Raw genomic sequence first — 22,548 nt, 5'->3', positions numbered from 1 at the left:
CCGGGTCCGCCCTCACTTTGTAGCCATGCGCATCGGACTCATCGGAGCGGGTCGTATCGGGACATTCCACGCCACCACTCTGAGCCGCCACCGCGAGGTCGGCTCCCTCATCGTCACGGACGCGGACACCGTACGGGCTCAGGAGCTCGCGGACCGCCTGGAGGCCACGGCAGCACCGGGTGTGGACGAGATCTTCACCTGGGGCGTGGACGCCGTGGTCATCACCGCGGCGACCTCCGCCCACGCCGAACTGATCGGCCGCGCGGCACGTTCCGGACTCCCGGTCTTCTGCGAGAAGCCCATCGCCCTCGACCTGCCCGGCACACTGGCCGCGCTCGCCGAGGTCGACGCGGCCGGAACCGTGCTCCAGCTGGGCTTCCAGCGCCGCTTCGACGCGGGCTACACGGCCGCACGCGAGGCGGTGCGCTCCGGACGGCTCGGGCGGCTGCACACGATCCGGGCGATGACGTCCGACCAGTCGCCGCCCCCAGCCGGCTATCTCCCGCTCTCCGGCGGCCTCTACCGGGACTGCCTGGTCCACGACTTCGACATGCTGCGCTGGGTCACGGGCCGGGAGGTCGTCGAGGTGTACGCCACCGGGTCGGACGCCGGGCCCACGATGTTCCGCGAGGCGCACGACGTCGACACCGCCGCCGCCGTCCTCACCCTCGACGACGGCACACTCGCCACGGCGACGGCGACCCGTCTGAACGGCGCGGGCTACGACGTCCGCATGGAGCTCGCCGGCGAGCTGGACCAGATCGCCGTCGGCCTCGACGACCGTACGCCGATCGCCTCCACGGAGCCTGCCGGGCCACCGGCCGCCGACAAGCCGTGGATGGGTTTCCTGGACCGCTTCGGCCCCGCCTACGAGGCCGAGCTCGCCGCCTTCGTCGACCTCGTCCGCGGCGAACGGACCAATCCGTGCGACGGCCGCGAGGCCCTGCACGCCCTGCGCGTCGCAGAGGCGTGCGAACTGTCTCGACACGAGCGGCGCATGGTCCGACTGGCGGAGATTCCCGGCGGACGGGACTGACCGCGACCCCTTTGGGCGTACGGAACTGGTAGGCGGGCGCTCGGCTTTGGGGCCGGGCGCCCTCGCTCGTCACGTCCGACCCGGCTCTCCGGCTCAGCACCACCGCGAGCTGCTCACCACCGCACGGCGGACTGCGCACGCCCCGCATGAGTGTGGCCCGCATCGGCATCCCGGGCAGCCTGTCGCCGGGCGGCCCGTCGAGGGCGAGGTCCGGGCAACGGTCCAGCAGGGAGCGGAGAGCGACGCGGGCTCCCCCCAAGACGCCCAAGCCGCCGGACCAGGGCCTGACTTGTGCCCGTCAGCGCCCGTCCTCTTCGAGCAGTCCGGCGTCGTACGTCAACAGGGCGATCTGCACACGGTTGTTGAGGTCGAGCTTGGCGAGGATGCGCGAGACATGCGTCTTGACGGTGGCCACGCTCATGAAGAGTTCGGCGGCGATCTCGGCGTTCGCCCTGCCCTGTCCGACAGCCACGGCGACCTCGCGCTCGCGGTCGTTCAGCGCGGCGATCCTCGTGCGGGCGCCGGACCGGCGGGTGTCGAGAGCGGATCCGGCGGCGTGGGCCATCAACTGGCGGGTGACGGTGGGCGAGAGCACGGGATCGCCCGCCGCGACACGTCGTACCGCCGCGAGGATCTCCGTCGGCGGCGTGTCCTTGAGAACGAACCCGGCCGCGCCTGCGCGCAGCGCCCGCAGTACCTGGTCGTCGGCGTGGAAGGTGGTGAGAACGACCACCTGGGGGGCGTCCTTGCGTGCGCGCAACTCCTCGGTGGCGGTCAGTCCGTCGACGTTCGGCATCCGGATGTCCATGAGGACGACGTCCGGGTGGGTGCGGTCGACCAGCGCCGCCACCTCGCTCCCGTCGGCGGCCTCACCGACGATCTCGATGTCGTCGGCGCCGCCCATCATGAAGGACAGTCCGGCTCTCACCAGAGGGTCGTCGTCGACGAGCAGCAGTCGGATCGCAGTCATGGCCCTACCGTAGTGACGCGCCGCGGGATGTGACGCCCAGTCTCCTCGCCACGTCTGCCCCGTACTTGGGGGTGCCCCCAGAACCCCGCCATCGCTCCGAACCTGCGCAAGCCATCGCTCCGAACGAACGCCGGCCGGGGTTCGAAGGCGTTGCCGCCGTCACCCGCAGCCGAACGACGGCGGAAGGGGGCGTGCCAGTACGTCCAGATGCCCGTCGCGTACGCCCGCGTCACCGGCCCCCCACACCCTTGCCCGACGCCTGATCCGGCGGCGACGGGCGGGACGTACCGGCACGCCCCCGACCCACCCACTCACCGGCACCCCGCGCCGGCAGGCACACGCACCGGCCGGCACGCACCCGGACCCGGACTCAGCCACCCCACGGCAACCAGGCCCGCACCTCGAACCCCCCACCCCCCACAGCTCCGTGCGACAGCCGCCCACCCGCGAGCGTCGCCCGCTCGGTCAGCCCGATCAGCCCCTGCCCGGACCCGGGAACGTGCGGAACCTCCCCGGGCGGCGCCGGATTGTGGACGACCACGGTGAGACCGTCCCCGGGACCGCCCGAGACGGACACCGTCACCTCCGCCCCCGGCGCGTGCTTGCGGGCGTTCGTCAGGCCCTCCTGAGCGATCCGGTACGCGGTGCGACCCACGGACGCGGGCACGCCGGCCGAATCGGCGACGCGGCCGTCGAGGACGACCTTCATACCCGCCGAGCGGGACTCCGAGACCAGCCCGTCGAGCGCGGCAAGCGTGGGCTGCGGCCGCCCCGCCTCCTCCGAGTCCCCCGCCCGCAGCACCCCGATGATCTCCCGCAGGTCCTGCAGGGCCTCGTGCGCACTTTCCCGGATCACGCCGGCCGCCCGCGCCACCTCCTCGCGGGGCGCGTCCGGCCGGAACTCCAGCGCGCCGGCGTGCACGCTCAGCAACGTGAGCCGGTGCGCGAGCACATCGTGCATCTCACGCGCGATGTCCTCACGTGCGAGCCGCTGCGCCTGCTCCGCCCGCAACGCCGCCTCCGTCTCGGCCCGCCGCGCCCGGTCCCGCAGACTCAGCATGAGCTGCCGCTTGGACCGTACGAACATGCCCCAGCCGACCACGGCGACGTTGAGCAGCACGCTGAGGGCGACGATCCAGCCGTACGGCAGGTCGGGGTCGGGACGCAGCCAGAAGAAGACGAAGCTCAGCGCGGAGGAGATGCCGCCGATCCAGGCCCCGTACCTGAAGGGCCGGTGCACGGCGACCGTGAAGAGGGCGACCAGCCCCGCGCCCCCGGCGGTGTTCGAGATGAAGCAGACCGGGATCATCGCCACGGCGAAGCCGACCGGCCAGCGCCGGCGGAGCCATACGGCGGCACAGGCAAAGGCACCGAGCCACTGGTCGACGACCGCCAGGGCGTGCGGAACGCTCGGGTCGCCGGACACCGCGTCCGCGCCCAGCAGGCCGACGCCGACGGCGATCAGAAAGCAGGTGAAGTCCACGACCCAGTCGCGCGCGGTACGTCGCGGACGCCCCTTGCGGTCGACGCGCACCTGATCGAACTCCGTGGCGACGGCCGACGGAAGCAGCCACCGCCGCCCCGGCAAGGCCTGCGCACCGGCCGACACCGCGTTGGAGGCCGCCCCGAGGACCAGGTCCCCCGACACGGCAAGGTCTCGTGGCGCACGCGCCGGATTGTCACCACTCACGGTCGACAAATCTACGCAGCCACGCCCGCCATCACCTCCCCGCAGCCGGCATCACCGACCAAAGTCGTACCTCTTCAGACTTTGGTCCGGACCCGCACTCCGCGGTCTGCACTTAGGTCGGGCATGCCTCGCCCCGCGGCCGATGAACTGGGAGGTCCGCGGGGCGAGGATCTTCTTCATGAAGCAGTTTCTGGAGATTGTCGGCTTTCTCGCCCTGGTCCAGGGCGCTCTGGGCCTGTTGCACTCGATCACCGGCTGGCCGCGGGGGTGGGGCCTCGTGCAGCGGCTCGGTGTTTTCGACGGCTACGAGATCTATGTGAGCGTAGCCCTGCTCGTACTGTCGTTCGCGCTGTTCGCCGCGGCCGAGAGCCGGAAGCCCGGCTGAACACGGACCGGACTCACGACGGCCGGATCACCCTCGGTTCAGCAGCCGTAGTTGATCAGCCTGAAGGTGACGTAGTGGTCCGCGGTGTAGTAGTCCTCGTTGGTCTTGTTGCCGGTGACGATGCGCCGGGCGCCACGCGTCGAGTCGCCGGGCGTGACGACCGTGTATTCGTGGTAGTAGCCGGTGGACTGGGCGGGCAGTATGCCTTCCCGGTTCTGGAAGACGATTCCGTCCTGCGAGTACGGGAAGGGCCCTCCCGAGTCGATCAGACGGAGCGTCGTGTACGCCTGCGACGGCAGCGCGCTGTAGCAGACGCTGCCCACGGCGGTCGCCGCCGCGTTGGCCGGTACGGCGGCGGTGCCGCCGATGAGCAGGGCGGACATGAGGGCGACGAGGGCGCCCGCGCGAGTGGTGCGTGGGGGGAATCTCATGGACCTAGGATGACGCGCGTAGACCATGGCATGTCAATGACAAGTCCCATGTTTTCTCCCACCAAGTCCGATGAATTTTCCGGGAGTTAACCTGCCGCTCGGCGCCCCCACTCGATCCCCCCAAGCACCAGGACACCCCCCGCCAGGCCCAGCGCGCCGAGCCGTTCGCCGCCGAGGGCGATCCCCGCGGCGGCGGCCCACAACGGCTCCGTACCGAGTACGACGCCGAGCAACGAGATCCCGGCCGCGGCGAGGAAGGCCCGCGGCGGGCGGACTCGGGTCACAGCCGCCTCGGCGAGCGGCGTGAGGATCGTGGGGGCGGGGCGGCTCTCCCGGTCTCCGTCGAGGTCGGACACGTCGGCGGCTCCCGTGGAGCGATCACCGTGCCGGTGCGGCTGATCTACAGCTAGGCGTTTTCCGGGAGCTCGTAGGAGCCGTATTCCGGGCGGCCCGCGAGGTCGTACGACTGGATGGAGACGCCCTTCGAGGTGATCAGTCCGCCGGTGTGCCGGAAGGCGGTCGGCAGGGAGCCCTCCCTAAAGAGGCGGCGGCCCGCGCCCAGCACGACCGGGAAGGTCAGCAGGTGGACGGTGTCGACGAGATCGAGGGACAGCAGGGACTGCAGGAGGGCGCCGCTGCCGTGCACCTGGATCTCGCCTTCGGTGCGCTCCTTGAGGGCGGTGACCTCCTTGGCGAGGTCTCCGCCGATCACGGTCGAGCCGGCCCACTCGGGTTCGGTCAGGGTCGAGGAGACGACGTACTTCGGCAGGGCGTTGAGCTTCGAGGAGACGGGGTCGGCCGGGTCGGTCACCTTCGGCCAGTACCCGGCGAAGATTTCGTACGTACGGCGGCCGAGGAGGAACGCGTCGACGCCGCCGAAGACCTCGGTGACGAACCGGCCGAAGTCCTCGTCGCTGTACGGAACGGTCCAGCCGCCCTGCTCGAAGCCGTCCCTGGGGTCCTCCTGGGGACCGCCGGGTGCCTGGTAGACGCCGTCGAGGCTGACGAAGATCTGGGACACGAGCTTGCCCATGACGGGTGCCTTCTCTTTCGGATGGGGTCTGTTGTCATCAGTTCAGACCCCACCGGCACCCGCAACTCATCGCTTCATCGCAACTCATCGCTTCATCCGGCGTTCGTCGAGAACAGTCCGCCCGTCGGGCCCTGCAGCGGGCGAACCCGCTTTTCAGCCGCCCAGCTCCTGGTGGCGGGCCGTCAGCCGTGCCGTCCCCTCCTCCGTCAGCGAGCCGAACAGCCGCAGGCGCGAGATCCCGCCGTCCGGGAAGATGTCCACGCGCGCGTGGGTGCCCACGGCAGCGGTGTCGAGAACGAAGCGGTGGTTGGTGTCGGGCTGGAGACGGGTACGGGGCAGGATCTCCGTCCAGTCCCCGTCGCCCCCGTCGTCGCCGTGGTCGCCGTCCTTCACCGACACCGAGGCCCAGCCCGCGCTGTTGCCCTTCAGATACGCCGTGTCGATCTCGATCGCGCGGATCTCGGCGCGGGCCACCAGCTGGTAACGGATCCAGTCGTGGCCCTGGTCGCGGCGCCGACGGGTCTCCCAACCGTCGTCCATCTTGCGGGAACGGCCGGGCTGGATGGTGTTCGAGGCGGGGGAATAGAAGAGGTTCGAGGCGTCCTCGGCGCGGCCGCCGTTCTCCAGGGCGACGACATCGAAGGTACCGAGCGCGGACAGCCACGCGGGATCCGGCACGACCTCGCCGTGGACGCGCAGGCGAGCGATGCCACCGTCGGGGTGCTGGTTGACGCGCAGGTGGGTGAAGCGCTGCTCCACCGACACCGTGAAGCCGTTGGCCGCGTGGCCGCCGACCGCCGTGCGCGGGACGAGCGTCGTCCACTTCACGTCGTCCGCCAACAGCTCCTGCGGCGAAGGCGAGCCTGGCACCGACGCGCCCTCGACCGACACAGCCTGCGGGTAGTTCCCGCGGAAGTGGGCCGTGTCGACGACGATGCCGCGTACGACGCCGGGCGCGCCCAGGCGGACAAGGGCCCAGTCATGGTCCTCGGCGGTCGGCCACGGGTGCTCGGCCGAGGCACCGCGCCGACGGCGGGTCTCCCAGCCGTCCATGATCTTGCCCTTGTGGCCGAAGTGCTCGGGGTCGAACTCGGCGTCCCCGGGCACGAGAAGGTTCTCGCGCTCGGCGAAGAACTCGTCGTTGGCTGCGATGACACCGGCACCGAGCTGCCGGTCGGCGAGATTGGTGAACCGGGTGAAGGGGAAGTCGGCGGTGCGGTAGTCCGCGTACGGGTCGCCGCCTCCGTACGGATTCGCGTCGCCCGTGAACCGGTCCGGGGAGGATTGCTGCTGCGCCGTCACGATGATCAGGTCTGCCTTTCGAGGGTCGGCCGCTGCGGGTGCGATTGCGGGTGCGGTTGCGGGTGCGGTTGCGGGTGCGGTTGCGGGTGCGGTTGCGGTTGCGGGTGCGGGTGCGGGTGCGGGTGCGGGTGTGCTGACTAGGACTGGCGGCTCAGTAGCAGCCCCGTCGGTTCGCCGAAATCCCCATCGGCCACGATGCGTGTCCCCCGCAGCCAGGTGGACTTGACGACCCCGCTGAGGGTCTTGCCGGCGTACGCCGTGACGCGGTTGCGGTGCTGGAGCGCGGCCGGATCGACGGTGAAGGTCTCGTCCGGTGCGAGGACCACGAAGTCGGCGTCGTGGCCCGCCTCGATGGCGCCCTTACGGTCACTGAGGCCGACGAGTTCCGCCGTGCGCGCGGACATCCAGCGCACCACGTCCTCCAGGCCGTACCCACGCGCGCGTGCCTCCGTCCAGACCGCGGACAGACTGAGCTGGAGCCCGGAGATGCCGCCCCAGGCGGTCGCGAAGTCGTCGGTCTTCAGATCGGCCGTGGAGGGCGAGTGGTCGGTGACCACGCAGTCGATGGTGCCGTCGGCGAGGGCCTGCCACAGCAGGTCCTGGTTGGCCGACTCGCGGATGGGCGGACAGCACTTGAACTCGCTGGCGCCGTCCGGGACTTCCTCGGCGGTGAGCGTCAGGTAGTGGGGGCACGTCTCGACCGTCAGCCGTACGCCCTCCGCCTTCGCCGCGGCGATCAGCGGCAGCGCGTCGCTCGACGACAGGTGCAGCACGTGCACGCGCGCGTTGAGGCGCTTCGCCTGGGCGATGAGGTTCGCGATGGCGGTGTCCTCGGCGTCACGCGGACGCGAGGCGAGGAAGTCGGCGTACTTCCCGCCGCCCTTCTGTGGGGCTGCGGCGAGGTGGTGCGGGTCCTCGGCGTGCACGATCAGCAGGCCGCCGAAGCCGGCGATCTCGGCCAGTGACCGGGCGAGTTGCTCCTGGTCCAGCTCCGGGAACTCGTCCACGCCCGACGGCGACAGGAACGCCTTGAAGCCGAAGACTCCCGCGTCGTGCAACGGCCGCAGATCCTTGACGTTGTCGGGCAGCGCGCCGCCCCAGAAGCCGACGTCGATGTGCGCCTTGGAGCGGGCGACGTCCTTCTTCGTACGGAGGTTGTCGACCGTCGTCGTAGGCGGGAGGGAGTTGAGCGGCATGTCGATCAGGGTGGTGATGCCTCCGGCGGCCGCCGCGCGCGTGGCCGTCCAGAAGCCCTCCCACTCCGTACGCCCCGGGTCGTTGACGTGTACGTGGGTGTCGACGAGCCCGGGCAGCAGGACGTCGTCGCCGAAGTCCTCGATGCGGGCACCGGCCGGCACCTGCGCGTCGTACGCGAGTACGGCCGTGATCTTTCCGCCGGCAACCGCGACCGAGGCGGCGCGCGTCCCCTCGGGAGTGATGACGCGTGTCGAGCGCAGCACCAGTTCGACGTCGGACACCCGGACCCCTCTCTCTGCCCCTGTTGACCTCGCTGCGGCTGTTTACTTCCGCGTAACGAAATTCAACGTTCTGTTGAAGGAGTCTTCACTTCGACCCACGCGCCGTCAAGGGCACACTTCTCCACTCTGCCCCTCACTCGCCCACTCTGGACGTTTCCACAAAGTGGAATTACAATTCCGCCCAGCAGAACGTAGGTATGCACTACCGGAACGTAGGTATGCACCACCGGAGGGTCGGCCGACTCCCCGGTAGGCTGCGTCTGCCTCTCAGCCTCGAAAGGACCGCGCCCGTGTCGTCGTCCAGCGCCAGAACCACCGACGCCGCCAAGTCATCCTCACCGAGCGGTGGCGTCCAGTCCCTCGAGCGTGCCTTCGATCTGCTCGAGCGGATGGCGGACGCCGGGGGCGAGGTCGGCCTGAGCGAGCTCGCCGCGAGCAGCGGGCTGCCGCTGCCCACCATCCACCGTCTCATGCGCACGCTGGTGTCCTGCGGTTACGTACGTCAGCAGCCCAACCGCCGGTACGCCCTCGGCCCCCGCCTGATCCGGCTCGGCGAATCCGCCGCCCGGCTCCTCGGCACCTGGGCCCGCCCCTACCTCGCGCGTCTCGTCGAGGAGACCGGCGAGACCGCGAACATGGCACTGCTCGACGGGGACGAGATCGTGTACGTCGCCCAGGTGCCGTCCAAGCACTCGATGCGCATGTTCACCGAGGTGGGCCGTCGTGTGCTGCCGCACTCCACGGGCGTGGGCAAGGCGCTGCTCGCGCACACTCCGGCCGACGAGGTGCGCTCACTGCTGGCCCGTACCGGCATGCCCGCCGCGACCGAGAAGACGATCACCACACCGGACGGTTTCCTGACCGCGCTGGAAGAGGTGCGCAGGCTCGGCTACGCGATCGACGACAACGAGCAGGAGATGGGGGTCCGCTGCCTCGCCGTCTCGGTGCCCGACTCCCCCACGGCCGCCGCCATTTCGATCTCCGGCCCGGCGGGCCGCGTCACGGAAGCGGCCACCGAGAAGATCGTGCCCATGCTGCAACAGGTGGCGGTGGAACTGTCGGCGGCACTGGCGAGCTCGGGCCCGGCGGCCTGATCCAGAGCGACGCACCACTGTCCCGCCGTCGCACGGCCTGATCAGACGGACACCACGCTGCCCCTCCGTCGCACGTGCTGATCGAACCCGAGCCTGCTCACGCCGGCATCTCGAAATCCCCCGCCGTCGCGCGCCGCAACGCACGGCGCTCCCGCCTCGGCAATTCGGGTGCGGGAACCATCAGGACCGGCCGGCGGGTCCGTGCCAGCACCCGTCGGCGGACGGCCGCCCGGCGCGGGCCGCTACGGGCGCCGAGGACGAGCAGGTCGTCCGGGTCCGCGACACCCGCGCACAGGACGCGGTCCGGGCGTCCGCGGATCACCCGCCGACGGACGGTGACCCCTTTCGGCGTACCGCCGAAGACCTCGCCGAAAGCCCGGTCCAGGCGGGCTCGGGCCTCACGTTCGCAGTGGGCGGCCCAGGCGCTGTCGGGGTTCCTGACGTGAAGTGCCTCGCCCTCGGGCGGCTCCCAGGCCAGGACGGCGACGAGCGTACGTCCGCTCTCGCGGGCCGCGTGGGCGGCGACCCGGAGCGCGGCGAGACTCGCGAGCGAGCCGCTGACCCCGACGATGACGCGCCCCCCGCCGGCGGCCATCAGTGTTCGCCCGCTCGCCTCGGCGATCTGGCGAGCAGGCCCCGTGCCCATACCCGCAGAGGCACACCCGGCATGCGCTCCTCCTGACGTCGCTGCAGCTCCCGCTCCAGACGGTCGGTGACGCCGGTGACGTCGGCATCGGCGTCGGCATCGGCGTCGGCGGATCCCTTTCCGTGGACGCGAGTGTTCCCGGCTTTCATCTACCTGCTCCCCTTCCCAGGCCAATCGGCCCGGCCGAATTCTGTCCCTTCTCCCAGTCTGTAAGCTGATTGGCCTGCCCCACAGGGCCAATACGAGGGAGTTGGTATGGCGAACGGACCGGCGGTCCACTCCGCGGACAGGACGCTGGGCAGCCGGCAGCTGGCCGGGCTGCTGTCCACCGCACCCCAGGTCGACGGCCGCCCCGGCTATCGCGCGCTCGCCGACGGCGTACGCAAGCTGCTCCTCGACGGCCGGATCGCGCTGCACATCCGGCTGCCCGCCGAGCGTGAGCTGGCCTCGGCGCTGGGGATCAGCCGGGCCACGGTGACAGCGGCGTACGACCTTCTGCGCGAGAGCGGGTTCGCGCTCAGCCGGCGCGGTGCCGGTACCTGGACGGAGCTCCCCGAGGGGCACCGCCCGACCAACGTGGCCTCGTTCCCCGCCGACGACGGGGTGATCGACCTGGCCTTCGCCGCGCCCGGCGCGCCCGAGGCCGAGCTCGCGGACGCGGTCGCCGCGGCGGGCACGATGCTGGCCCGGCATGCGCCGACACCGGGCTATCACCCCTACGGGATACCGGAGTTGAGGGCGGCGGTCGCCGAGCGGTTCACCCGGCGCGGGCTGCCGACGCTGCCGGACCAGATCCTCATCACGGCAGGAGCGCAGCAGGCCCTGGCCCTGACGCTGGGCCTGCTCGGGCGGCCCGGCGACCGGGTGCTGGTGGAGAACCCCTCCTATCCGAACGCCCTTGACGCGATCCGCCGCGCCGGGTTGCGGACAACTCCCGTCCCTGTCACGGAGGTCGGCTGGGACACGAGTCTGATCGACTGTGCTCTGCGGCAGGCGGCGCCCCGGGTCGCGTATCTGATCCCCGACTTCCACAATCCGACGGGGCGACTGATGCCGCCCGAACAGCGCCTGGCCGTACTGGAGTCGGCGCGGGCCACCGGCACCTGGCTGCTGATCGACGAGACGATGTCGGAGATCGCACTGGACGTTCGATCGCCCGCGCCCTTCGCGTCGCTCGCACCGCGCGGGATGGCCGAACAGATCGTGACCGTGGGGTCGTTGAGCAAGACGCACTGGGGCGGTCTGCGGGTCGGCTGGGTGCGGGCGGGGTCCCGGCTGATCACGGAACTGGCGACCGCGCGGGTGCCGGCCGACATGGGCGGCCCGGTCCTCGACCAGTTGGTCGCGCTCGGTCTGCTGGCGCGCACCGACGACGTACTGCGCGAGCGGCTGCCACGGTTGCGGGCCCAGCGGGACGCGCTCGCCGAGTCACTGGCCCGTCATCTCCCCGACTGGCGCTGGCAGTTGCCGCTCGGTGGGCTGACCCTGTGGATCGACCTCGGCCGCCCGATCGCCTCGGCGCTGGCCCGCGCGGCGCTGGCGCAGGGGGTACGCGTCGAGGGCGGCGCCCGCTTCGGCGCCGATCCCGGCACGCACGAACGGCGGCTGCGCTTCCCGTACACGCTGTCGCCGGACGTTCTCGACGACGCGGTGCGCCGGGTGGCGACCGCCTTGGACAGCGGGCTGGACGTGGCCGGTGCGGACGCGGGGCGCCCGCACTGGGTGGCATGACTGTCGCGGGGCGGTTCGCCGATTCCGCGGGGCCCACCGCCCCGGCGGTTCACCGAGACGGGTCCACCCGACCACCGTCGCAACAATTCCCCGAGCCCAACGGCGCCACCCGGCACGGCGATTCCCCGAACTCGCCGGACCACCGTCATGGTGACCCCGCGGGGCCGGCCGGCCCTACCGCCCCGGTGGTTCCCCGAACAGTTCCACCGCGCTGCGGACATCGGCGAGGCTCGCGGCCAGTGCGCTGACCGAGCCGATCGAGCCGGCGATCAGCAGCAAGGAGCGGCGCAGGCGCAGGATCTCGGGGATGCCGCTGATGGCCATCGCGGCGAGGGCCCCGAGTTCGTCCTCCGCGATTCCCCGGTCCGGGAACTCGGCCGGATGCGCGGCGAGTTGACGGCGCAGCCGAGCGACGGCGGTACGCAGTTCCGCCACCCTCGGGTCCTCGTCGCTGCCGGTCACTGGCCTCTGCCCCAAGCTCCGCAACACAGCTCTCCCCCTCGCACATCCTCGTGCGCAAGTCCTTCGTACGTCCGCCGAACACGACATGGCGATGGCCGGGCGCCGAGGGACGCGGGTCAGTAAACGCCACCCGGCGCGGTGGGCGCCACTCCTCTGACCGAAATTCAGCCCTCGGAATTCGTGCGGTCCGCCCGGGTGCCGAAGCGCACCCCCGCCCGGTCGGGTATGCAGGGGACATGACGGTGAACAAAGACCAGGTGGCCGGGTTGCTGCTGGCGGCCGGCGGCGGCCGGCGGCTCGGGGGGCGGCCCAAGGCGCTCCTGTCCCACCGGGGGCGGCCTCTTGTCGAACATGCGGTCGCGGTGTTGCGTGCGGGCGGCTGCACGCGCATCCACGTGGTCCTGGGGGCCGGGGCCGATGCCGTACGGGAACAAGCCGCCCTGCCCGGCTGTGTGCTCGTCGACAACCCGCGGTGGGAGGAGGGCATGGGTTCCTCGCTGCGCGCCGGGCTCGACTCGCTGGCGGGCACGGTGGCGCGGGCCGCGCTGGTGTCGCTCGTCGACCAGCCCGGTATCGGCTCCGAGGCGGTGGGCCGGATCCTTGCCGCGTACCAAGACGAAAAGTCGCTGATTTCGGCCGCTTACGAGGCGGTGCGCGGTCACCCTGTCCTCTTCGGGGCCGCCCACTGGGCAGGCATCGCCGCGACTGCCACCGGGGATCGCGGGGCACGCGCATACCTGAAGGAGCACGCGGAGGCGATCACTCTCGTCGAGTGCGGAGACGTCGCCCGGCCGTACGACATCGACACGACGGAAGACCTGGTCCACCTTGAGTGAACGGGGTGGCACTGAGCGCCAGTTTTCCTCGACTCAGAGAATCTCGACATCAACAAACCATTGAACTTCCACCATGAGGAAACTAGTATCCACTGTTCAGAAGCGCCCGACGGCTCCGCGGGCGTTCCCAGCCGTACTCAGATTGACTGGCACCCGGTGCCACGCTCGCTGAAGGAAGTGACAGCTCATGTCCGCACCAGCGCCGTCCTCGCTGGCCATCGTCGACGCCGAGCCCCTGCCCCGGCAGGAAGAGGTCCTCACCGACGCGGCCCTCGCCTTCGTGGCCGAGCTGCACCGGCTGTTCACGCCCCGGCGTGACGAGCTCCTCGTCCGCCGAGCGGAGCGCCGCGCCGAGATCGCCCGCACCTCCACGCTCGACTTCCTCCCGGAGACCGCCGCGATCCGCGCGGACGACTCCTGGAGGGTGGCCCCCTCCCCGGCAGCCCTGAACGACCGCCGGGTCGAGATCACCGGCCCCACCGACCGCAAGATGACCATCAACGCCCTCAACTCCGGCGCCAAGGTCTGGCTCGCCGACTTCGAGGACGCCTCCGCGCCCACCTGGGAGAACGTGGTCCTCGGTCAGGTCAACCTGACCGACGCGTACACCCGGAACATCGACTTCACGGACGAGCGCACCGGCAAGTCGTACGCGCTCAAGCCGGCCGACGAGCTCGCGACCGTCGTCATGCGGCCGCGCGGCTGGCACCTGGACGAGCGCCACCTCGTCGACGCCGACGGCACGCCCGTCCCCGGCGCGCTCGTCGACTTCGGCCTGTACTTCTTCCACAACGCGCAGCGCCTGCTCGACCTCGGCAAGGGCCCGTACTTCTACCTCCCGAAGACGGAGTCGTACCTTGAGGCGCGCCTGTGGAACGAGGTCTTCGTCTTCGCGCAGGACTACGTCGGCATCCCGCAGGGCACCGTCCGCGCGACCGTCCTGATCGAGACGATCACCGCCGCGTACGAGATGGACGAGATCCTCTTCGAACTCCGCGACCACGCCTCCGGGTTGAACGCCGGCCGCTGGGACTACCTCTTCTCCATCGTCAAGAACTTCCGTGACGGCGGCGAGAAGTTCGTACTGCCGGACCGCAACGCGGTGACGATGACAGCTCCGTTCATGCGCGCGTACACCGAACTCCTCGTCCGCACCTGCCACAAGCGCGGCGCGCACGCGCTCGGCGGCATGGCGGCGTTCATCCCCTCGCGCCGCGACGAAGAGGTCAACAAGGTCGCCTTCGAGAAGGTCAAGGCGGACAAGGACCGTGAGGCGAACGACGGTTTCGACGGCTCCTGGGTTGCCCACCCGGACCTCGTCCCGATCGCCATGGCCTCCTTCGACGCGGTCCTCGGCGACCGGCCCAACCAGAAGGACCGGCTGCGCGAGGACGTCTCGGTGGCGGCCGGTGACCTGATCGCCGTCGACTCCCTCGACGCCAAGCCGACGTACGACGGCCTGGTCAACGCCGTCCAGGTCGGCATCCGCTACATCGAAGCGTGGCTGCGCGGAGTGGGTGCGGTCGCCATCTTCAACCTCATGGAGGACGCGGCCACCGCCGAGATCTCCCGCTCGCAGATCTGGCAGTGGATCAACGCTGGGGTCGTCTTCGAAAACGGCGAGACCGCGACGCCCGAGCTGGCGCGCAAGATCGCCGCCGAGGAACTCGCGGACATCCGCGCCGAGATCGGCGACGAGGCCTTCGCCGCGGGCAACTGGCAGCAGGCGCACGACCTGCTGCTGAAGGTCGCCCTGGACGAGGACTACGCGGACTTCCTCACACTGCCCGCGTACGAGCAGCTGGGCGCCTGAGGCGGCTCAGCTCAACGGCTGACTCACGGCTGACTCAGCCCGCCGGTTTCTCCGAGTGGCCCAGGGACTTCTCCGGGGCCACTCGGTCACGTACGAGACGCTTGACGGCCGTCGGCTCCGGGAAGCCCTGCTCACGGCGGTCCCAGACGACCTCGTCGTCGACTCGTACGACGAAGACGCCACCGGTGCCGGGCTTGAGGGCGAGTTCCGTCAATTCGGTCTCGAAGGTGGTGAGGAGCTCCTGAGCGAGCCAGGCGGCACGGGGCAGCCAGCGGCACTGGGTGCAGTACTCGATCTGGACGCGATGGGCCGTGTCCTCCGAGTGGTCCGTCGCCTCTACGTTCTCCGCGTCCGCCATGTTCTCCGCTGTCTCCGTGTTCTCCGTGGTCATCCGAGGTGTACCGACCAGTCCTGTTCCGCCGCCGGTTTGCCGTGCAGGTCAGGGACCTGCTTGAGCCAGTTCGGCCGGCCTCGCCGGGTTGTCGCCGCGCGGTCCGCGTCCTCCGCGGCGAGTTGTTCCCCGGTGGGGAAGTCGGTGGGCAGCCACTGCGCGGAGGCCCGCACCCGGGCGACGAGATAACGGACGTACGCCTCACGCGCCTCGTCGGGAGTCGCGAAACCCGGCTCGTCCGCGAGCCAGGCGTCCGGCACCTGCGCTGTGATCTCGCGCAGCAGTTCCTCGGTCACGAGAGGAGCGAGTGCCGCGTCCGCCGCGCGGGTGTCCGGAGTGCTGCCGCCGAGGGCATGACGTCTGAAGTCGTACGACTTCTCCGGCGCCGAGGTGTCCCAGCGGTGGTGGAAGACGAGGGCAGCGCCGTGGTCGATGAGCCACAGACGCGGGGGCGCGACACCGAGCGTGGGCCAGATCATCAGGTTCGAACTGTGCACCGTACGGTCGACGTTGACCGTGAGGGCGTCCAGCCAGATGACCTTGCCCGCCTCCAGCGGGTCGACGGCGAACGTCTCGGCGATCTCCGGGGTGAAGTCCTTCGCACCCGACAGGTAGTCCATGCCGAGATTGAGCCCGACGCTCGCACGCAGCAGGTCCTGAACCTCCTGGTGGGGCTCGTGCGCGGCGACCGCCGGGTCGAAGTGCACCAGGACCAGCTCGGGGAACCGCAGTCCGAGGGCGCGGGCGAGTTCACCGACGATCACCTCGGCGACCAGGGCCTTCGTGCCCTGCGCGGAACCCGTGAACTTCACGACGTACGTCCCCAGGTCATCGGCCTCGACGACTCCGGGCACGGAACCGCCCGCCCTCAACGGGGTCACGTATCGAACAGCAGTCACGTCGCGCAGCACACTGGCCACTGTAGATCAGCCGGCCACCTGGGCCATCGGGATTAATCGGCGGCCGGCGGATGCGCGAGTGGATTCGGCAGCGGTACATAGCGGGCGTCCGCCCCGTCCGCGCCCGTCCATCGCAGCAGGAGGTTCGTCTTGCCGGGGAGGGTGGGCGAGGAGAGCAGGTCCGCGATCTCGGGAAGGTCGTGCCGGGCCAGCTCGGTCCGCACTGCAGGCCACGGATCCCAGCCCGGGTGGTCCTCCGCCAGCAGGACGGCGACTTCGGTGATGTTGTTGACGACCAGGCAGTAGACCAGCCGCTCCCAACCGGCAGCCCGGTCCACGTCCGCCAGGAGCTTCACCCCCTCCGCGTCCCGGAAGAGCGCCTGCACGGGCGTGCCGCCCGCGTCCACCGCCACCACCGTGTTCTGCAGGTGCGCCTCGACCACGACGCCGTGGCGCGCGAACACCTCCAGTGCCGGGGGCACGACCTGGCGCAGATACGCCGCCCACCAGTCGGCGGGATCGGTGAGCCGGTCGAGGGGGCTGCCTTCGAAGCCTTCGACCAGGGCGGCGGCGAGGAGCGGGGTCGCACCCGGGACGACATGGGCGCGCAGTCCGTCGCGGACCATGACGGCGAGTTCCTCGAAGGCGAAGTCGGCGGTGCGGTAGCCGCGGTCGCTCAGCCACGCCGCGGGGCCCGGGATGGCCGCGAAGGCCGTGGCGGTCGCCTCGTCCGTGCGGCGCAGCTTCAGCAGGTCGTGGCGCCACAGCCGGCGGATGTCGTTGGTGATGCGCACATCGAGGCTGAACTTGAGGAAGAGGTCGACGTCCGGATCGCCGTCGGGGTCGGGGGCGTACAACGTGCGGATCGCGGCCGTGGGCCAGAGCGGGTACGCGGTGCGCCCCAGTCGGACGAGCCGGCCGTCCGCGAAGGCGTCCCGGATCGCCGGGCGGGCGGCGACCAGGTCGAGCTGCCAGGGATGGGCGGGAAGCATCCGGTAACCGGGCGGCGGGTCCCCGAAACTGTCGAGCGCCGTCGTGTCGCCTTCCTCGACGACCGCGTCCTCGCGCACCGCGAGCAGTTCCAGCGGGAAGCGGGCGTACGCCTCGGGGGCGTACGGCAGCCAGCCGGTGACCGGGCCGCCGCCGCGGGCCTTGGGGGCCGGGTGGTGCGGATGCCCGGTGATCAGGGACTGCTCGGAGCGCAGATACGGGTCCGACGGCGGCGTGGCACGGGCACGTGCGGCAAGGATCGCGGCGACCGCGTCTCGGCTGTCGGTCATCTCGGCGGGCAGTTCGGAGTTGGCCAGGCCGGTGTAGGCGCGCAGTTCCTCGGCGGTGAGTCCGACCAGCTCGGCGTGGGTGAGCCGGTGCCAGGTCTCGTCGGCGTACACCTCGGGCCGGGTCGGCCGGCGCGTGCCGCGGACCCTGATCAGGCGGCCACTGGCACGGAGCCGGTATGTGCCGGCGGCCCCCGAGGGCTCTCCCACCTCCCGCAGCAGACAATTGAGCAGCGGCGCCGCGGCATACTCGTCGGCGGCTTCTTCGCTGTCCTTCAGACCTTCCGGACCGTCCAGGTCGTTTTCGGGAGGCGGGGGGAGCATGGGGGGCATGGGGGCCACGCGTTCCATTCGTTCCATACGGTGCTCTGGTGATCATTATGTGTGTCGTCGTCGGTCGTCCGCGACCGCGGTGCCCGACCCTCGTCGCGAGCGACCACGCGCCGAACGTCCTCGTATCCAAGGAGCTCCACCGTGCACCGTCCCCCCACACCCGAGGCCGAGGTCACGCTCGCGGACGAACTGAGTGTCGTACGGCCCTGCTTGTCGGCGTCGTACGCGGCCGCGCTGCCCGGTGCGCGGGCGGCCGTGCTGACGCGGCTGTGGCGTGCGCTGGCGTACGAGCCGATGCCCTGGGTCACGCACCGCGAGGCCGGGCGTGACGGTCTCACGCTGCGGCTGGCAGACGGTCGTCGGCTGCACGGCCCGCACGCGGATCCGTACGCCACCACCGCGTACGTCGCCGAGGTACGGCTCGACGGCACCTGGCACGACCGGCCCGACCGGCTCGTGACAGCCCTCGCCCTGCCGCACGCCGCCGCTTTCGCCGCCGAACTGGGCAACAGCGTCGCCTCGTTGGCCCTTTCCCGCGCCGGTCAGCCTGCCGCCGACAAGGAGCCGGTCGCCGGCTGGGAGTGGGAGCAGCGGGTCGTCGACGGGCACCCCTACCACCCCAACTGCCGTTCGCGGCCCGGGTTCTCAGCGGCCGAGCAGCTCGCGTACGGGCCGGAGCACCGGCCGCTGGTGGAGCTGGGACTGGTGGCCTCGGACGACTGCCTTGTGACGGGCGAGTGGCCGAAGTGGCTGCGGGACGGGGAGCGGGTGCTCATTCCGGTCCACCCCTGGCAGGCGGCGCATGTGCTGCGCGGGCCGGGTCGGGAGGGGACGGGCACGGAGGGCGGATTGGGCGAGGGGGGCCGGAGTGAGGGCCGCTTGGGCATGGACGGCTTGCTTCAAGAGGGGTTCGCCGCGCATCCGTTGATGTCCCTGCGTACCCTCGCCCTGCCGGACGGGCCGCACGTGAAGACGGCGCTGAGTGCCCGGCTGACCTCCTCCGTGCGGGACATCTCGGTGTACTCGATCGAGACGGCCGCGACGGTCTCGGCGTTCATGGAGGCAATGGCTGAACGTGCGGACCTGCCGCTGCACATCACCCGGACCCTCGGCGCCGCCACCGCCAACAGCCCTGATCTGGCGGCTGTGTTGAGGGAGTCCCCGGACACCTACGCGAACTCCGGCGAGCGGGTCGTCCCGGTGGCCGCCCTCGCCACCACCGGGCTGCCCCGATCGCCCGCCTGGATGGCCGAGTTCACCCGTCTCGCCCTCACCGCCGGTCTGCGGCTGCTCGACATGGGTGTGGCCCTGGAGGCGCACGGCCAGAACCTCCTGGTGGTCCTCTCCCCCACGGGCGCCCCTCTCCGGCTGGTCTACCGAGACCTGGCCGACATCCGGGTGAGCCCGGCCCGCCTGGCCCGCCACGGCATCCCGGTGCCGGACCTCGCCGGCCGCATCGTCACCGACGACGAGACCACTCTGCGCCGCAAGCTCTTCGGCGCCCTCGTCGGCGGCGCACTGGGCGCGACAGCGGGATCGACGACTGCTCTGCGCGAGGCGTTGGAGACGGTCGTACCCGATCTGCCGGACACCCCGGACCTCGCGGTCCTCCGGAGCGAGCCGCTCCCCACCAAGGCGCTGACCTTGATGCGGCTGTCTCCGAAGACGCCCGGGGACACCTGGGCGCAGCTCCCCAACCCGCTCCTCAACTCCTCGCTCTGAAGCATCCTTTGACGCTTCATCGTGAAGTCTCGTTTTGAAGCACGACACCTTTGGTCAATAGGATCCGCCGATGATCACAAGACAACGGCTGGCGACAGGGCTTTGCGCTCTGCTCGCCGCCCTGACGGCCGGAATCGCCTACCCGGCCGGCGCGGTCGCCGACGAAACGACGGCGGCCGCTCCCAAGGTCGACCTCGTCCTGGACGTCAGCGGTTCCATGCGGGCCACGGACATCGACGGCAAGTCACGCATGGCCGCGGCGAAGCAGGCATTCAACGAGGTGCTCGACGCGACACCCGAGGAGGTCCAGCTCGGGATACGCACACTCGGCGCCAACTACCCGGGCGACGACCAGAAGACGGGATGCAAGGACACCGCACAGCTCTATCCGGTCGGCCCGCTGGACCGCACCGAGGCGAAGACCGCCGTCGCGACGCTCGTCCCCACCGGCTGGACCCCGATCGGTCCCGCGCTGCTCAAGGCCGCCGACGACCTCGACGGCGGCAACGGTTCGAAGCGCATCGTCCTCATCAGTGACGGCGAGGACACCTGCGCCCCGCTCGACCCGTGCGAGGTGGCCCGGGAGATCGCGGCCAAGGGCATCGGTCTCACCATCGACACGCTCGGCCTGGTGCCCAACACGAAGATGCGCGAGCAGTTGAGCTGCATCGCCGAGGCCACCGGCGGTACCTACACGTCGGTGGAGCACACCGACGAACTCACCGACAAGGTCAACCAGTTGGTGGACCGCGCCGCCGATCCGGTGGTCGTGCCGCGGGCAGTCGAGGGCGCCGAGTCGTGCGCCAAGGCGCCCACGATCGAGTCGGGGCTCTTCACCGACCGTGAGGAGTTCGCGCAGCACCGCTGGTACCGCGTGGACGTCGAGCCGGGCCAGGAGCTGCGCGCCTCGGTGAGCGTCGCGGCGGACCGCGAAGTCAGCCCGGACTACGGGGTGTTGCTGCGGGCCGTCACGGTGAGCGGACGGGAGATCGTCCGCGGTGAGGCGGCGGGCAGCGGCCGGACCGACGTCATCTCGACGGGTCTGCGCTATCCGAAGGCCGAGAGCGACGACGAGGGTGCCACCGCCGAGACGGTGTGCCTCCAGGTCGCCAACTCCTTCTCGGCCGCCGGGGGTGTGAAGACCACGCCCGGACTTCCGCTGGAGCTGACCGTCGATGTCGTCGACGCACCGGACCAGGCCTCCGACGTGGCCTCGTTCGGTCTTGGGCGCGGCTGGTGGCTGCTCGGCGCCCTCGTGCTCACCGGCTTCCTCGCCGGTGTGCTGTGGGGCTGGATCTCGCGTCTGCGGGTCGCCGTATGGAGGACCAACTGATGCGTATCCGACGAGTGTTGACCACCGCCCTGCTCCTGCTCGGGGTGGCCGCGGCCCCTGCCGTCGCCGACTCCTCGCCCTCGGCGAGCCCGTCGGACGACAGCGCCGCACCCACCCAGGCCGGTACGTCGTTCCGTACGGCGACCGAGATCGAACAGGGTCAGCAGGCCACCGCCAGTGGGTCCACGAGCGACTACCTGTACTGGTCGTTCCCCGCGGACGCCGGTCAGCGACCCACCGTGAAGGCGACGGTACGGCTGCCCGAGGGCTCGACGCGGACCGCCGCGCAGACCTGGCAGCTCGATGTGTACGACGGGCTGCGACGGCGGCAGGCGTGCCAGTACGGGGCGCAGACGCGGACGGCGGCGCAGGACGCGGCCTCCGTGGAGCTGTCCTGCACTCTGCGCAACGTCCGTGCCTGGTCGGAGACTTGGGCCGACGATCCGCTGCCGGGCACGTACTACATCCGGCTGACCGCCACCGGCCTGCAGGCCTCCGATCTGGGCCTGCCGCTGAGCGCCGAGGTCCAGGTGGACTCGAAGGAGATCGGCGGTGCGGCGGCGGTGGACGGGGCGCTCGCGCAGCCCCTGATTCCGGGGGTCGCGACGACCGGCGACACCTCGGACGACTCCGAGGAGTCGACCACGGCCACGCTGTCGTCCCTGGAGCCCGATGACGGCTGGGCCTCCGGGTGGTGGTCCGACCGGTGGGTGTGGACGGCGTTCGGTGGCCTGTTGGCTGCGCTGTCGGGCATCGGCGGGTACGCCTTGACCCGCGGGTCGGGGCGGCCTTCGCGGGTGCCGCGGGGGGTCTGACCGCCCGTAGGCAGGGGTGGGTTTTCGCTCCCTCCGCCCCTGCCCATCCCGTACTCCTGGGGCTCCGCCCCGTTTCAGCCCGTCCGGCGTTCGAGGACGAGCGCGTTCAGCGCGATGCGGGGGTCTGGGGGCGGCAGCCCCCATTTACGGGATGGGCAGGGGCGGAGGGGGCGAAAACCAACCAGCCCCTCCCGTCACCCCTCCCGCAGCCCCTTCGCCAGCGCCCCCTCGCCCACCACCCCGACCCGCCCCTCCCGCACCGCGTTCAGCAAGGTCAACTCCCCCCGGCTCACGGCCTCGCACGTCCCCGTATCGAGGGACAGCCGGACATCCGGCTCCTCCGGCGCGGCGCCGTCCCCGTACACGGGCCCCTCCCCGGCCCCCAGCCACACATGGAACTCCCCCTCGTCCAGGTGGACTTCCACCAGCCCCTCGCCCTGCAGTCCCCGCAGCAGCGGCAACGCGAACCAGTGCGCCCGTACGGCGTCGGTGGGCCGCCGCTCGCCGAGCCCGGCGGCGCCCCAGTCACCGAGCGCCTGCAGCACGGGAAGCAACTCCCCTCCGCGCGAGGTGAGTTCATACACGTACACCGCACCGGGCGGTGGAAGGCGCCGTCGTGTCGTCAGCCCGTCGCGCTCCATGTCCTTGAGCCGGGACGCGAGGACGTCCGTGCTCACGCCGGGCAGGTCCGCGTGCAGGTCCGTGTAGCGGCGCGGTCCGCCGAGGAGTTCGCGGACGATCAGGAGGGTCCAGCGGTCACCGACGGCGTCGAGCGCCCGGGCAGCGGAACAGTACTGGTCGTAGCTTCGGCGAGGTGACATGCGACGCAGTCTAGACATGTTGTTGGACTTTCCAAGCGCCTACTTGGTAA

The 22,548-nt window shown here is 71.0% G+C and carries 22 protein-coding genes and 1 pseudogene; 9 read left to right on the top strand and 14 right to left on the bottom strand.

Translation table 11 applies throughout. The features are described 5' to 3' along the window. The first annotated feature begins 25 nt into the window (after positions 1–25). On the top strand, positions 26–1,036 hold the full coding sequence (locus ACFYPC_RS04225) for a Gfo/Idh/MocA family oxidoreductase (RefSeq protein WP_388670464.1): 1,011 nt from the start codon (positions 26–28) through the stop codon (positions 1,034–1,036). Between the two features lie 298 nt (positions 1,037–1,334). On the opposite strand, the gene ACFYPC_RS04220 is transcribed toward ACFYPC_RS04225, so the two are convergent. Together ACFYPC_RS04220 and ACFYPC_RS04215 are read right to left on the bottom strand one after the other, a co-directional pair. Beyond that, positions 1,335–2,006 (bottom strand): response regulator, encoded by a 672-nt coding sequence (locus ACFYPC_RS04220; protein ID WP_388670461.1) that lies wholly within the window; start codon positions 2,004–2,006, stop codon positions 1,335–1,337. A gap of 370 nt (positions 2,007–2,376) precedes the next feature. Next, positions 2,377–3,642, bottom strand: coding sequence for a sensor histidine kinase (locus ACFYPC_RS04215; protein ID WP_388671978.1), 1,266 nt, complete (start codon positions 3,640–3,642; stop codon positions 2,377–2,379). Between the two features lie 232 nt (positions 3,643–3,874). Between ACFYPC_RS04215 and ACFYPC_RS04210 the strand changes: the two genes are divergently transcribed. Continuing rightward, positions 3,875–4,081, top strand: a complete 207-nt coding sequence (locus ACFYPC_RS04210; RefSeq protein ID WP_388670458.1) for a hypothetical protein — start codon at positions 3,875–3,877, stop codon at positions 4,079–4,081. 38 nt (positions 4,082–4,119) lie between these two features. Here ACFYPC_RS04210 and ACFYPC_RS04205 read toward each other — a convergent pair whose 3' ends face one another. From ACFYPC_RS04205 to allB, 5 genes and pseudogenes are all read right to left on the bottom strand, one after another. Continuing rightward, entirely contained in the window at positions 4,120–4,512 is a 393-nt protein-coding gene (locus ACFYPC_RS04205; RefSeq protein ID WP_388670456.1) for a ribonuclease domain-containing protein, read from the bottom strand. Positions 4,513–4,598: 86 nt separating this feature from the next. Beyond that, positions 4,599–4,733: pseudogene (locus tag ACFYPC_RS04200) on the bottom strand (EamA family transporter); the annotation flags it as partial. A gap of 185 nt (positions 4,734–4,918) precedes the next feature. After that, a complete protein-coding gene (locus ACFYPC_RS04195) occupies positions 4,919–5,545 on the bottom strand; it encodes a dihydrofolate reductase family protein (protein ID WP_388670453.1) in 627 nt (208 codons plus the stop codon). 153 nt (positions 5,546–5,698) lie between these two features. Then, the gene (alc, locus tag ACFYPC_RS04190) at positions 5,699–6,847 is read right to left on the bottom strand and encodes an allantoicase (protein WP_388670450.1); all 1,149 of its coding nucleotides are present in this window, start codon (positions 6,845–6,847) and stop codon (positions 5,699–5,701) included. 137 nt (positions 6,848–6,984) lie between these two features. Next, positions 6,985–8,325 (bottom strand): allantoinase AllB, encoded by a 1,341-nt coding sequence (allB, locus tag ACFYPC_RS04185; protein ID WP_388670447.1) that lies wholly within the window; start codon positions 8,323–8,325, stop codon positions 6,985–6,987. A gap of 290 nt (positions 8,326–8,615) precedes the next feature. Between allB and ACFYPC_RS04180 the strand changes: the two genes are divergently transcribed. Beyond that, positions 8,616–9,419: an IclR family transcriptional regulator gene (locus tag ACFYPC_RS04180; protein ID WP_388670444.1), complete on the top strand. Its 804-nt coding sequence runs from the start codon at positions 8,616–8,618 to the stop codon at positions 9,417–9,419. A 97-nt stretch (positions 9,420–9,516) separates the two neighbouring features. On the opposite strand, the gene ACFYPC_RS04175 is transcribed toward ACFYPC_RS04180, so the two are convergent. Both ACFYPC_RS04175 and ACFYPC_RS04170 read right to left on the bottom strand, forming a co-directional pair. Next, the gene (locus ACFYPC_RS04175; protein ID WP_388670441.1) at positions 9,517–10,014 is read right to left on the bottom strand and encodes a universal stress protein; all 498 of its coding nucleotides are present in this window, start codon (positions 10,012–10,014) and stop codon (positions 9,517–9,519) included. Then, a complete protein-coding gene (locus tag ACFYPC_RS04170; protein WP_388670438.1) occupies positions 10,014–10,214 on the bottom strand; it encodes a hypothetical protein in 201 nt (66 codons plus the stop codon). Before ACFYPC_RS04170 ends, ACFYPC_RS04175 begins: the two co-directional genes overlap by 1 nt. 106 nt (positions 10,215–10,320) lie before the next feature. On the opposite strand from ACFYPC_RS04170, the gene ACFYPC_RS04165 reads away from it, so the two are divergent. Further along, positions 10,321–11,796 (top strand): PLP-dependent aminotransferase family protein, encoded by a 1,476-nt coding sequence (locus ACFYPC_RS04165; RefSeq protein ID WP_388670435.1) that lies wholly within the window; start codon positions 10,321–10,323, stop codon positions 11,794–11,796. Between the two features lie 174 nt (positions 11,797–11,970). Here the strand turns inward: ACFYPC_RS04165 and ACFYPC_RS04160 are convergent, their stop codons facing one another. Beyond that, complete coding sequence (locus ACFYPC_RS04160) at positions 11,971–12,285, bottom strand: DUF5955 family protein (protein ID WP_388670432.1); 315 nt, start codon at positions 12,283–12,285, stop codon at positions 11,971–11,973. A 209-nt stretch (positions 12,286–12,494) separates the two neighbouring features. Here ACFYPC_RS04160 and ACFYPC_RS04155 point away from each other — a divergent pair, with 209 nt between their 5' ends. After that, entirely contained in the window at positions 12,495–13,094 is a 600-nt protein-coding gene (locus ACFYPC_RS04155) for an NTP transferase domain-containing protein (protein ID WP_388670429.1), read from the top strand. A gap of 187 nt (positions 13,095–13,281) precedes the next feature. Beyond that, a complete protein-coding gene (gene aceB / locus ACFYPC_RS04150) occupies positions 13,282–14,907 on the top strand; it encodes a malate synthase A (RefSeq protein WP_388670426.1) in 1,626 nt (541 codons plus the stop codon). 34 nt (positions 14,908–14,941) lie between these two features. On the opposite strand, the gene ACFYPC_RS04145 is transcribed toward aceB, so the two are convergent. The 3 genes from ACFYPC_RS04145 to ACFYPC_RS04135 are packed head-to-tail and all read right to left on the bottom strand — an operon-like array spanning position 14,942 to position 17,798. Next, the gene (locus ACFYPC_RS04145) at positions 14,942–15,265 is read right to left on the bottom strand and encodes a SelT/SelW/SelH family protein (protein ID WP_388671975.1); all 324 of its coding nucleotides are present in this window, start codon (positions 15,263–15,265) and stop codon (positions 14,942–14,944) included. Between the two features lie 29 nt (positions 15,266–15,294). Continuing rightward, complete coding sequence (locus ACFYPC_RS04140; protein WP_388670423.1) at positions 15,295–16,209, bottom strand: HipA family kinase; 915 nt, start codon at positions 16,207–16,209, stop codon at positions 15,295–15,297. Between the two features lie 41 nt (positions 16,210–16,250). Beyond that, complete coding sequence (locus tag ACFYPC_RS04135) at positions 16,251–17,798, bottom strand: IucA/IucC family protein (RefSeq protein ID WP_388670420.1); 1,548 nt, start codon at positions 17,796–17,798, stop codon at positions 16,251–16,253. A gap of 150 nt (positions 17,799–17,948) precedes the next feature. Between ACFYPC_RS04135 and ACFYPC_RS04130 the strand changes: the two genes are divergently transcribed. From ACFYPC_RS04130 to ACFYPC_RS04120, 3 genes are all read left to right on the top strand, one after another. Beyond that, entirely contained in the window at positions 17,949–19,529 is a 1,581-nt protein-coding gene (locus ACFYPC_RS04130; RefSeq protein ID WP_388670417.1) for an IucA/IucC family protein, read from the top strand. Between the two features lie 70 nt (positions 19,530–19,599). Next, positions 19,600–20,862, top strand: a complete 1,263-nt coding sequence (locus tag ACFYPC_RS04125; protein WP_388670414.1) for a VWA domain-containing protein — start codon at positions 19,600–19,602, stop codon at positions 20,860–20,862. After that, positions 20,862–21,677 carry a hypothetical protein gene (locus ACFYPC_RS04120; RefSeq protein WP_388670411.1) on the top strand — a complete coding sequence of 272 codons (816 nt, stop codon included), beginning with the start codon at positions 20,862–20,864 and terminating at the stop codon, positions 21,675–21,677. Before ACFYPC_RS04125 ends, ACFYPC_RS04120 begins: the two co-directional genes overlap by 1 nt. 194 nt (positions 21,678–21,871) lie before the next feature. Here the strand turns inward: ACFYPC_RS04120 and ACFYPC_RS04115 are convergent, their stop codons facing one another. Beyond that, entirely contained in the window at positions 21,872–22,498 is a 627-nt protein-coding gene (locus ACFYPC_RS04115; RefSeq protein WP_388670408.1) for a winged helix-turn-helix transcriptional regulator, read from the bottom strand. Positions 22,499–22,548: the final 50 nt, after the last annotated feature.

The sequence above is a fragment of the Streptomyces sp. NPDC005808 genome, assembly GCF_042871385.1.
In the GTDB taxonomy this organism is placed as follows: domain Bacteria; phylum Actinomycetota; class Actinomycetes; order Streptomycetales; family Streptomycetaceae; genus Streptomyces.
This window is presented reverse-complemented; position numbering and strand designations above follow the sequence as displayed.

Coding starts and splice junctions, on each gene's coding strand:
- ACFYPC_RS04155 (WP_388670429.1), top strand. CDS start 12,495: ATGACGGTGAACAAAGACCAGGTGGCCGGGTTGCTGCTGGCGGCCGGC.
- ACFYPC_RS04225 (WP_388670464.1), top strand. CDS start 26: ATGCGCATCGGACTCATCGGAGCGGGTCGTATCGGGACATTCCACGCC.
- ACFYPC_RS04195 (WP_388670453.1), bottom strand. CDS start 5,545: ATGGGCAAGCTCGTGTCCCAGATCTTCGTCAGCCTCGACGGCGTCTAC.
- ACFYPC_RS04165 (WP_388670435.1), top strand. CDS start 10,321: ATGGCGAACGGACCGGCGGTCCACTCCGCGGACAGGACGCTGGGCAGC.
- ACFYPC_RS04220 (WP_388670461.1), bottom strand. CDS start 2,006: ATGACTGCGATCCGACTGCTGCTCGTCGACGACGACCCTCTGGTGAGA.
- ACFYPC_RS04115 (WP_388670408.1), bottom strand. CDS start 22,498: ATGTCACCTCGCCGAAGCTACGACCAGTACTGTTCCGCTGCCCGGGCG.
- ACFYPC_RS04125 (WP_388670414.1), top strand. CDS start 19,600: ATGATCACAAGACAACGGCTGGCGACAGGGCTTTGCGCTCTGCTCGCC.
- aceB (WP_388670426.1), top strand. CDS start 13,282: ATGTCCGCACCAGCGCCGTCCTCGCTGGCCATCGTCGACGCCGAGCCC.
- ACFYPC_RS04175 (WP_388670441.1), bottom strand. CDS start 10,014: ATGGCCGCCGGCGGGGGGCGCGTCATCGTCGGGGTCAGCGGCTCGCTC.
- ACFYPC_RS04210 (WP_388670458.1), top strand. CDS start 3,875: ATGAAGCAGTTTCTGGAGATTGTCGGCTTTCTCGCCCTGGTCCAGGGC.
- ACFYPC_RS04205 (WP_388670456.1), bottom strand. CDS start 4,512: ATGAGATTCCCCCCACGCACCACTCGCGCGGGCGCCCTCGTCGCCCTC.
- ACFYPC_RS04135 (WP_388670420.1), bottom strand. CDS start 17,798: ATGCTCCCCCCGCCTCCCGAAAACGACCTGGACGGTCCGGAAGGTCTG.
- ACFYPC_RS04120 (WP_388670411.1), top strand. CDS start 20,862: ATGCGTATCCGACGAGTGTTGACCACCGCCCTGCTCCTGCTCGGGGTG.
- ACFYPC_RS04145 (WP_388671975.1), bottom strand. CDS start 15,265: ATGGCGGACGCGGAGAACGTAGAGGCGACGGACCACTCGGAGGACACG.
- ACFYPC_RS04170 (WP_388670438.1), bottom strand. CDS start 10,214: ATGAAAGCCGGGAACACTCGCGTCCACGGAAAGGGATCCGCCGACGCC.